The organism is Streptomyces sp. NPDC037242, from assembly GCF_055604165.1.
In genome coordinates this window covers 18,445-27,833 of the sequence record NZ_JBVJUY010000002.1, presented here as the reverse complement: position 1 = coordinate 27,833, position 9,389 = coordinate 18,445, and the positions used below count along the sequence as shown (strand labels likewise).

8 protein-coding genes and 1 pseudogene are annotated in these 9,389 nt (G+C 70.9%); 7 read left to right on the top strand and 2 right to left on the bottom strand.

The genetic code is table 11. The annotated features are described in order from the left end of the window. Positions 1–117 precede the first annotated feature (117 nt). On the bottom strand, positions 118–1,275 hold the full coding sequence (locus tag ACZ7GJ_RS02925; protein ID WP_470748804.1) for a cystathionine gamma-synthase: 1,158 nt from the start codon (positions 1,273–1,275) through the stop codon (positions 118–120). A gap of 81 nt (positions 1,276–1,356) precedes the next feature. Between ACZ7GJ_RS02925 and ACZ7GJ_RS02920 the strand changes: the two genes are divergently transcribed. The 6 genes from ACZ7GJ_RS02920 to ACZ7GJ_RS02895 all read left to right on the top strand — a co-directional run bounded on the left by ACZ7GJ_RS02920 (position 1,357) and on the right by ACZ7GJ_RS02895 (position 7,293). Beyond that, entirely contained in the window at positions 1,357–2,463 is a 1,107-nt protein-coding gene (locus ACZ7GJ_RS02920) for a hypothetical protein (protein WP_470748803.1), read from the top strand. Between the two features lie 129 nt (positions 2,464–2,592). Beyond that, positions 2,593–4,194 carry a M48 family metalloprotease gene (locus ACZ7GJ_RS02915; RefSeq protein ID WP_470748801.1) on the top strand — a complete coding sequence of 534 codons (1,602 nt, stop codon included), beginning with the start codon at positions 2,593–2,595 and terminating at the stop codon, positions 4,192–4,194. Next, entirely contained in the window at positions 4,191–5,330 is a 1,140-nt protein-coding gene (locus tag ACZ7GJ_RS02910; RefSeq protein WP_470748799.1) for a hypothetical protein, read from the top strand. Before ACZ7GJ_RS02915 ends, ACZ7GJ_RS02910 begins: the two co-directional genes overlap by 4 nt. A gap of 93 nt (positions 5,331–5,423) precedes the next feature. Then, positions 5,424–6,092, top strand: a complete 669-nt coding sequence (gene msrA / locus ACZ7GJ_RS02905) for a peptide-methionine (S)-S-oxide reductase MsrA (RefSeq protein WP_470748797.1) — start codon at positions 5,424–5,426, stop codon at positions 6,090–6,092. Continuing rightward, positions 6,089–6,691 carry a DUF3885 domain-containing protein gene (locus ACZ7GJ_RS02900; protein WP_470748795.1) on the top strand — a complete coding sequence of 201 codons (603 nt, stop codon included), beginning with the start codon at positions 6,089–6,091 and terminating at the stop codon, positions 6,689–6,691. The genes msrA and ACZ7GJ_RS02900 overlap by 4 nt, the downstream gene beginning before the upstream one ends. Before the next feature lie 362 nt (positions 6,692–7,053). Then, the gene (locus ACZ7GJ_RS02895; protein ID WP_470749614.1) at positions 7,054–7,293 is read left to right on the top strand and encodes a Scr1 family TA system antitoxin-like transcriptional regulator; all 240 of its coding nucleotides are present in this window, start codon (positions 7,054–7,056) and stop codon (positions 7,291–7,293) included. A 270-nt stretch (positions 7,294–7,563) separates the two neighbouring features. Here the strand turns inward: ACZ7GJ_RS02895 and ACZ7GJ_RS02890 are convergent, their stop codons facing one another. Beyond that, positions 7,564–9,048, bottom strand: a complete 1,485-nt coding sequence (locus tag ACZ7GJ_RS02890) for a recombinase family protein (RefSeq protein ID WP_470748793.1) — start codon at positions 9,046–9,048, stop codon at positions 7,564–7,566. Between the two features lie 52 nt (positions 9,049–9,100). Between ACZ7GJ_RS02890 and ACZ7GJ_RS02885 the strand changes: the two are divergent. After that, positions 9,101–9,187 (top strand): annotated as a pseudogene (locus ACZ7GJ_RS02885) (peptide-methionine (S)-S-oxide reductase MsrA); the annotation flags it as partial. Positions 9,188–9,389 lie beyond the last annotated feature (202 nt).

Genomic DNA, 9,389 nt, shown 5'->3' with positions numbered 1-9,389 from the left:
CTGCTTCTCGGGGGGGGTGGGTGGCTGCCTTGTGCTTGTTCCTTTCTTCCCCCCCCCCCCCCCCCCCCCCCCCCCCCCCCCCCCCCCGCTGCCGCGGAGTTTCGGGGGCTTCGGGTACTAGCCCAGCGCCTGCGTCAGGTCCGCGATGAGGTCGTCGGCGTTCTCGATGCCGACGGACAGGCGGATCAGGTCCGCCGGGACCTCCAGGGCCGAGCCGGCCACCGAGGCGTGGGTCATGCGGCCCGGGTGCTCGATCAGGGACTCGACGCCGCCGAGGGACTCGGCCAGGGTGAAGATCCGGGTGCGGCCGCAGATCGCGACGGCCTCCTCCTCGCCGCCCGCGACCCGGAAGGAGATCATCCCGCCGAAGTTGCGCATCTGCTTGGCGGCGATCTCGTGGCCGCGGTGCTCGGGCAGGCCCGGGTAGAGGATCTGGGTGACCTTCGGGTGGCGCTGGAGCACCTCGACGATCTTGCCGGCGTTCTCCGCGTGCCGGTCCATGCGCACCGCCAGCGTCTTGATGCCGCGCAGCACGACCCAGGAGTCGAAGGGGCCGGCGACGGCGCCCATCGCGTTCTGGTGGTAGGCCAGCTCCTCGCCGAGCGCCTCGTCGGCGGTGACGAGCGCGCCGCCGACCACGTCGGAGTGCCCGCCGATGTACTTGGTCAGCGAGTGCACGACCACGTCCGCACCTAGGGCCAGCGGCTGCTGGAGGTAGGGGGAGGCGAAGGTGTTGTCCACGACCAGCTTGGCGCCCGCCGTCCGCGCGATGTCGGCGACGACGGCGATGTCGGTGATGCCGAGCAGCGGGTTGGACGGGGTCTCGACCCAGATGACCTTGGTCTTCGGGGTGAGGGCGGCCCGTACGGACGCCGGGTCGGAGGTGTCGGCCACGGACCACTCGACGCCCCAGCGGGAGACGACCTTCGCGAAGAGGCGGAAGGTGCCGCCGTAGGCGTCGTTCGGGATGACCACGTGGTCGCCCGGGGAGAGCAGCGTACGCAGCAGGCAGTCCTCGGCGGCGAGCCCGGACGCGAAGGCGAGGCCGCGCCGGCCGCCCTCCAGCGCCGCGAGGTTCTCCTCCAGCGCGGTCCGGGTCGGGTTGCCGCTGCGGCTGTACTCGTAACCGCCGCGCAGTCCGCCGACACCGTCCTGCTTGTACGTGGACACCTGGTAGATCGGGGGCACGACCGCGCCGGTCAGCGGGTCCGCGGTGTTGCCCGCGTGGATCGCGCGGGTCTCGAAGCTCTGGTGCTCGTGGCTGTCGTCGCTCATGGGCAGATGCTATGCCCCGGGAACTGCCCGGACCTCCCCCGTATTGGCCTTCGGCCGGGTGCGTCTGGTTCGCTGGGGGGTATGGAGATTCTGTTGTTCCTGCTCGCGATGGGCCTGATCGTGGCCGCCGTCAGTCCGTACGTACGGCGCAGGCGCGGCGGGCTGCGCCTGGTCGCGCCCGGCAGCCCCGACGCCGCCGACCCCGCGGACTACGGGTTCGACCTGCAGGAGCACCTCGACATCCGGATCCCCGGGCCCGACCAGGACCTGATGGACGCCCTGGACAACGTGCAGCGCACCGGGCAGTGGCAGGCCGCCTCGGCCCTGCTGGCCGGGACCCCGAAGGAGGGCGAGCTGCGCTGGCAGCGCGTGCAGGCCTTCGGCGGCGCGGCGGCGCTGGAGCTGGTGCGGCAGCCGGGTGCGGGGGCGCAGTGGCTGAAGGCCTGGCGGCTGGACTCCCCGAAGGACGCGGGCGGCGCGCAGGTGCACGCGGAGCTGCTGGTGCAGCAGGCGTGGCGGCACTCGGGCGGCGTGGGCTCCGAGGACCACCGGATCATCCTGGAGGAGGCCCTGGACTCGTGCCGCAAGGCCGCGCTGCTGGCCCCCGGCGACCCGGTCCCGTACATCACCGAGCTCGCGATCGGACGGGCGCTCGGCTACTCGGAGGCGCAGTACGACGCGCTGTGGGCGCAGGTCATCGACCGGGCCCCGCAGCACATGGGCGCGCACCTGGCGGCGCTGAACTACTGGTGCGAGAAGTGGCACGGCTCGCGGGACAAGGCCGACGCCTTCACGCACGCGGCCGCGGCGCGCGCCCCGCAGGGTTCGCTGCTGGCGGCGCTGCCGCTGTTCGCGGTGTACGAGCACATCCCCGAGGTCGTCATGGTGCGCAGCTTCTGGGAGAGCGCGGTCGTGACGCGGGCGGTGGAGGGCGCGCTGTACGCGGTGGCGACCGCCCGGCAGGACGACCCGATGCTGGCGCACGTCCGGCACCTGCTGCTGTGGTGCCTGGTCAACATGGAGCGCTGGGCGGAGGCCATGGAGCAGGTGCGGCACGTCGACGGGTACGTGGGCGCCCTGCCGTGGTCGGCCTCGGCGGACCCGGCGGCCTCGTACGCGGTGTACCGGGCGTTGGCGGTGGCGGGCTACGAGGCGAACGGCGGCTCTCCGGCGACGCTGCCGCGGTGAGCTGCCGCGGTGATGCGAGGGAGAGGCGCTGACGGGGGGCTCCTGGGTGGGCCCCCTTCGCACGGGCAAAACCCCTACCCATAAGGTGCGCGTAAATACCGCACCATCCCGTGGGGGGATCTGTTCCATATGGGCGCTTCACTGCGCGCCTCGCGCGCCCTTGCCCTGCTCGCAGGCTTCTATCTGCTCGGCGTCGTACTGCTGGCCGTACTCGCCGGTATCGACATCGCGCTCGCGACGGCGGGGCTGCGCGGGCCGGCTCTCTTCAAGCTCCTCATCGTCTCCGTCGTCCTCGCCGTCCCGATCGTGCGCGGCATGTTCATGCTCCGCACGCCCAAGGGCGACCCCATCCCCGGCGTCCCCGTCACCGAGCAGCAGGAACCCGTCCTGTGGCGCACGGTGCGCGAGGTCGCCGAACAGGTCGGCACCCGCGCGCCCGACGAGATCGTGCTGATCGCCGAGGTCAACGCGGCCGTCAGCGAGGACTCCAAGCTGCTCGGCCTGCTGCCCGGCACCCGCCGGCTCTACATCGGGCTTCCCCTGATGACGGGCCTGGACGAGATGCAGCTGCGCGCCGTGCTCGCGCACGAGATGGGCCACTACGCCAACCTCGACACCCGCCTCACCCCGCTGATCGCGCGCGGCCGAGCCCAACTGCTGCGTACCATCGGGCACTTCCACGACCGGGCCGACGCCAAGGTCGCCAAGGAGCGTGCGAAGCAGGAGAAGAAGGCCGGGAAGCGGATCGCCGCGGGCAAGAAGGCCAAGGAGATCGACACCAGCGGCGACGGCGCCATGTACCGCGCGATGGCCTCGCTCTACACGGCGTACGGGAAGTTCTACCAGCGCGCCACCCTGTCCGGCGCCCGCCGCCAGGAGCTCGCCGCCGACCTCGCCTCCGTCCGGATCGCCGGCCGCGACTCGGCCGCCTCCGCGCTGCGCGAGCTCAACGCGATCGGCCCCGCGCAGGACTTCTACATGGACTCCTACGCCACGCTCGGCGTCGGCGCGCAGCTGCTGCCCCGGCCCGGCCAGGTCTTCGGCGGCCTGCGCCACCTGCTCGACGCCCGCTCGGAAGAGCTGGACGACCTGCGCAGCGAGCTGTCGACCGAGCCCGCCTCCCCGTACGACTCCCACCCCGCGCTCGCCGAGCGCGTGGCCATCATCGAGGCCCTGCCCGACGACGGCCGCGGCGGCCAGGCGGCCCGTCCGTCCCTGGAGCTGCTGTCCGACGCGGACGCGTCGATGGCCGCGCTGGAGCAGGCCGTGCTGAGCCCGGAGGCGCTCGCGCTGAAGCGGGTGGACTGGGCGGACCTGGTGCAGGAGAGCATGACCCGGTACGTCGGCGAGGGCGCCGAGGAGATCCGCGAGGCCTTCGCCGCCGAGGGCGCGGGGCCGGACCTGGCCGCGCTGCTGGCCGCGATCGACGCCGACCCGGCGGTGCGCTGGCGCATCGCGGAACGCTTCCCGAAGTCCGAGGAGGCGGCCGCGGCGAGCGGCCGCACGGCCCGCGAGTTCGCCCGCCCCGTGCTGCGGCGCGCGCTGAACCAGCTGGTCACTGTCGAGCTGACGGCTCGCGGCAGCGCCCACTGGAAGCTGTCCTGGTCCGACTCGGCGACGCTGAGCTACCCGGCGGAGGGCTTCGAGGAGCAGCTGACCGCCGCCCTGGAGTCGGCCGTGGCGGACCGGCCCGACACCGAACCCCTGCGAAAGCTGGTGCTCGCCCCGTGATCGGTCTCTACATCCTCGGCCTGCTCCTGCTGGCCGGTGCGTTCAAGTTCCTGCGGGGCGTCTACTTCATCCGCAAGGCGAAGCGGCTGGAAGCCGAGATCGGGACGCTGAACGCCAGTACGGAAGCGATCAAGGCCGGGCAGGAGGCCGAGAAGGCGGCCGCGGTCGTCGCGCTGGGCTTCGTGGCGGAAGCCGACCTCGACACCGAGAACCCCGCGCCGGTGCCGCCGGAGCGGGCCGCCGCCCTGGAGGCGGTCCGGTCGGGCGACTGGGAGGCGGGCGCCGCGTACATCGAGGAGGCCGGGCAGGACTGGCACGAGCGCATGGAGCGGGTCCGCCCGCTCGCCGAGGCGGCCGCCGAGGACGACGCCTGGCTGCTGGCCTGGCGCGCGGCGCGGCCCACGGACCCCACGGCGGCCCTGGTCGACGCCGACACCGCGATCATGGTGGCGTGGAACGTACGCGGGGGCCAGTCGGGCAGCCGCACCACCCAGGAGCAGTTCCGGCTCTTCCGCGAACTGCTCGTCAAGGCGCAGGAGGCGGCCCACGAGGCCCAGCGCCTCGCCGACCCGGCGGACCCGACCCCGTACATCGTGGAGCAGCCCATCGGGCAGGGCCTGGGCTACTCGCACGAGCGGTACCGGGAGCTGTGGGAGCAGGTCGTCAAGCGCGACCCGAAGGTGCTGTGGTCCCACATCAGCGGGCAGCAGTACTGGTGCCGCAAGTGGCGCGGCTCGCACGAGCTGGCGCTCGCCTTCGCGCGGGAGTCGGCGGCCGCCGGGGAGCCCGGTGACCTGCTGTCGCTGCTGCCTCTGATCGCGTACTTCGAGCAGGAGACGGACGAGAGCGACCTGGCGGCCGAGACGTTCTTCAAGGAGCCGGAGATCGTCGCCGCGGTGGACGCGGCGCTGCTGGACCTGGCGGCGGCCGGGGACGACCACCCCGGGACGGCGCGCATGCGGCACATGCTGGCGTACCTGCTGTTCTGGCAGGACCGCGACGAGCAGGCGGTCGAGCAGTTCCGCCACATCGACGGGTACATCGGCGCCCTTCCGTGGTCCTACGCGGGTTCGCCGAAGCGCCGGTACCTGTACGCCCGCGACTGGGCCGTGGGCGTGACGACGCCGGGCCTCTGACGGGTAGCGCGTAAGGGTCGGGGCGGTTCGGGGGCGGGTCGGGGAATCCCGGCCCGCCCCCGGCCGTTGTCAGGACTACCAAGGAGGGAATCCATGTTCTCGTACCGCCGCACGCCCGAGCTCGTCACCCGCGAGGAGGCCCTGAAGGGCCGCGCGGAGCCTCTCTTCGCCGTGCCCGAGCGCCACACCGTACTCGGCAACCCGCTGGCCGGCCCGTACCCGGAAGGCCTGGAAGTCGCGGACTTCGGGCTGGGCTGCTTCTGGGGCGCGGAGCGCAAGTTCTGGCAGACCCCCGGAGTGTGGACCACCCTGGCCGGGTACCAGGGCGGCCACACCGAGAACCCGACGTACGAGGAGGTGTGCTCGGGCCTCACCGGCCACACCGAGGTCGTCCGCGTGGTCTTCGACCCCTCGCAGGTCTCGTACGCGACCCTCCTGAAGCTGTTCTGGGAGTCCCACGACCCCACCCAGGGCTTCCGCCAGGGCAACGACGTCGGCACCCAGTACCGCTCGGCGGTCTACACCCACTCCCCCGCCCACCAGGCCACGGCCGAGGCCTCCCGGGACGCGTACCAGCAGGTCCTCACGTCCTCGGGCTACGGCGCGATCACCACGGCGGTACTCCCCGCCTCGGAACGCCCGTTCTGGCCGGCGGAGGCCTACCACCAGCAGTACCTCGACCGCAACATCAACGGCTACTGCGGCATCGGCGGCACGGGCGTGGCCTGCCCCATAGGCATCGCCGAGGCTCCTGGCGAGTGACCCCCTCGCTTGCCGACCCCGCACATGAGCGGCTGACCTGGCTCTGGCAGGACCGGACACCTGCCGGGCCGCTGCTCCCGCATTGGCTGAAGACGGCGTACGCCGACAGGTGGGTGCGCTTCCACAGCCTGCCGGGGTCGAAACGCTACGCGGAGGACGAAGCCGAGTACGCGGTCCTCCTCGACCGGTACAACACGGTCCTCGACGAGCTCTTCGCGAGCGGCGAGGTGTACGTGGTGACCACCGACTGGACCGACCCGTCCGAGCCGACGGACTGGTCGGCCCACCGCGCCGCCCTCCACCCGGAGGGCACGCTGTGGACCACCCTGGACGACACCGCCGATCCGGACCCGGACTTCCACACGCGCTGGTACTTCTACGCTGACCACCGCCCCTGGCGGCGCGGCTGCCTCGACCCGCTCCTCCGTGCCGTCGCGGACGACGCCCTGTGCGGCATCTTCGTGACGGACACCGACCTCACCCGGATCCACCACCCGTACGACGGCGGCGCCGACGTCATCCTCGCCACCTCTGAGGAACGCGACCGGCTCCGCCACCGCCACACCGACTGGCTGTCCTCCCACCCCTCCGGATACTGATCAGGACGGGTCGCAGCCGTAGACCCGCATCGCGTCCAGGTGGAGCTCGTACGGGCCGAAGCAGTCCGCGGCGAGGGTGGCCACCCTGGCGCCACAGGGGCAGGCACGGTTCAGTCCCCCGTCGCCGGACGGACCGCAGCATCCGCCGCCTGGTCCGGATGCAGCATGTACGGGGCTCCCCAGGGTTGGGGCTCGACTCCGTATTGGCCCTGCGGCATCGTGGCCGGCGCCAGCCGACTCCCCTTGTCGCGTTCTTCGTCGTCGGGCACTGAGGGAACGGCAGGCAGCGGAGTCAGGTCTGGCGTAAGGCTGCCGCCGCACTCGGCACACAGGAACCTCCATGCTGCCGTTGTAGCCGCCGCATACGTCCCGACGCATCCGGACTCACGGGTGACTCGGCGGCCCGCAGGGCCCGCGCCGAAGCCACCGAGGCCATCGAGGCCGGCACCACCACACTCAGGCTCTTCCTGATCTGCGAGCACACACTCCGGTGGCGCATCAGCGAGCCTGCGGTCATGGCGCTCCAGCTGCCCGACCGGCTCGTGTCCGTGTCCCGTCTGCCCAACGTCTCACTGGGTGTCAATGCGCGCACACAAAGCTAGAGTTGCGCATTGCTCTCACCGCGCAACATGAACCAAGGAAGGGACTTCCGTTTGACCAACATCACTGCTCGCGATTGGAGTCGCGCGCAAGCCGCCAAGGCTCTGGTCTGGAGCGAAGAGCGATGGCAGCGCGTTTCCACAATACTTGGCTTGGAAATTTAGAATCAGGACCCGACCAAGGCCACGCGCGGGCAGCGGTAGTCCACATCCACAAGACGAATGAAGGGGCACCAGCCAGATGGCGGTGCCCCTTTCCGTTTCGGCTCCCCGTCAGTCCCGCCACTTGGGGACCAGCAGGTCAGGGTTGAACGGGCGCCGGCCTCCGCCACCCACAGGCAGGACGATCACCGCATGCAGAGCCTCCCTGATCATGGCACGCTTCTGCGCCAGGTCCAGCTGGCCGGAGGTCCAGCGCTCGCGCACGTCTCCGGTTACTTCGGCTGCGCGCTGCTGCTTGAGGACGTGACGGGTACGGTCCGCACGGAGTTCCTTGACTCGCGCTTCCATCCTCTGATTCTCAGGGAAGAACAACTCGTCCGAGATCTGGTCCTCCTGCCACGCCTGGAGCAGCTTGCGCTGCTTCTCCGTCAGGCGGGCCAGCTCTTCCTCTCCCGCCCATTTATCGTCCACATGCTTTGCCCCGGCCGCCCGTTCCTCCAACTTCGCGAGGACTGCCTCTGTGATGAACTCGTCAGTCTTGGCACCATTGCGCCCCGTGCCACCGCAGCCGCCCATTTCCTTGCTGGGGCACTGGTAGAGATAGCCACCGGAAAGGTCCGGTCGGGCAGTTGCGCGGAGCGGCGCGTTGCAGATCTGTCCGTCTGCACCAGGCTTTCCGCATCGTAGGATTCCCGTCAGCAGGTAGGACGGAGTTCGGTAGTCAGTGACCGATCCGTCGGACTTCACGTTGGGTCCGACGCGCGCCGAGAAGACAGCGTCGATAGCCATCCACTCCTTCGGCGTGATGATTGACTCCCAGCGGCCCACGACCGGCATGCCGTTGGCATCACGCACCAGCTCGCCGTTGTGCTTCCGCCAGCCGCACAGCCGCGGGTTCCACAGCGCGAGCTTGAGCGAGCGGCTCGCCCACTCCTTGTCGTTGACCGTGCGGACGCCGGCCTCCCGCCACTCGCGGAGGATCGAGTGCATGGACTTGCCCGCGATCACCTCGCGGGCGCCCTTCGCCAGCCGCGCCGCTTCCTCCGGCTCCAGCGTGAGCTTGTCGTCCTTCCAACCGAACGGACGCTTGCCGCCCACCGGGATGCCCAGCTCCGCGCGGGCGCGATGCGAGCGGCGCGCACGCCGCTGCATCTTGCGCACCTCCATCTTGGAGATGACGACGCCGAAGAGGCCCATCGACTCTACGTCCTCGCTGTAGAGGTTCTTCGACCCCTTGGCGTCGGCGTAGAGCCGTCCTTCCTCGTACGTGAGCGCGTCCACGAACCGCTCATAGTCGCCCGCCCGGCGCGTGAGCCGGTCGTCCGCGACCACGATGACGCCGCGCACCGGCTGACCATCCGGCATATGGCCCGACTTGAGCGCCTTCACCATGGCCTCGAAGTCCGGGCGGACCACAGCCGCCTTGGCCGCCGACAGGTCGTTGTCGGTGTAGCGGTGCACGATCGTCCAACCGAGACGGGCCGCCGTCTCTCCGTTCACCTTGTGCTGGTCCTCGACGCCGTGGCCGTCCCTGGCTGTGTCGGCGGAGATACGGGCGTACGAGACAACCGGGATCACCGGTGCCGCTTCGTTCACTTCCCACCCCTTTTACGAAGAGTCATTAATTCTACGCAACAAGAAGGGGTGTTACCAGCAATACCTGGATAAGAACCCGGCAGGCTACTGCGGCATCGGCGGCACGGGCGTCTCCTGCCCCATCGGCGTGGCCCGCGCCGCGGCGGCCGACCACCGCCCCGCCCGCCCCTGCCCGCCCGACCGACCCGAGGTGGGACGCGGGGATTTGGGTGTCAACTCGGCTCTGACAGACCGCGGTTGGCGTTCGTGGGTGGGCCAGGGGTTACGGGGGCGGGGTAGCGGTACGCGCTCGGCGAGCGGCTCGGCAGTGGGGCCATAGGGGAGGTCTAGCGGGCCCGTGA

Coding starts and splice junctions, on each gene's coding strand:
- ACZ7GJ_RS02920 (WP_470748803.1), top strand. CDS start 1,357: ATGGAGATTCTGTTGTTCCTGCTCGCGATGGGCCTGATCGTGGCCGCC.
- ACZ7GJ_RS02925 (WP_470748804.1), bottom strand. CDS start 1,275: ATGAGCGACGACAGCCACGAGCACCAGAGCTTCGAGACCCGCGCGATC.
- ACZ7GJ_RS02915 (WP_470748801.1), top strand. CDS start 2,593: ATGGGCGCTTCACTGCGCGCCTCGCGCGCCCTTGCCCTGCTCGCAGGC.
- msrA (WP_470748797.1), top strand. CDS start 5,424: ATGTTCTCGTACCGCCGCACGCCCGAGCTCGTCACCCGCGAGGAGGCC.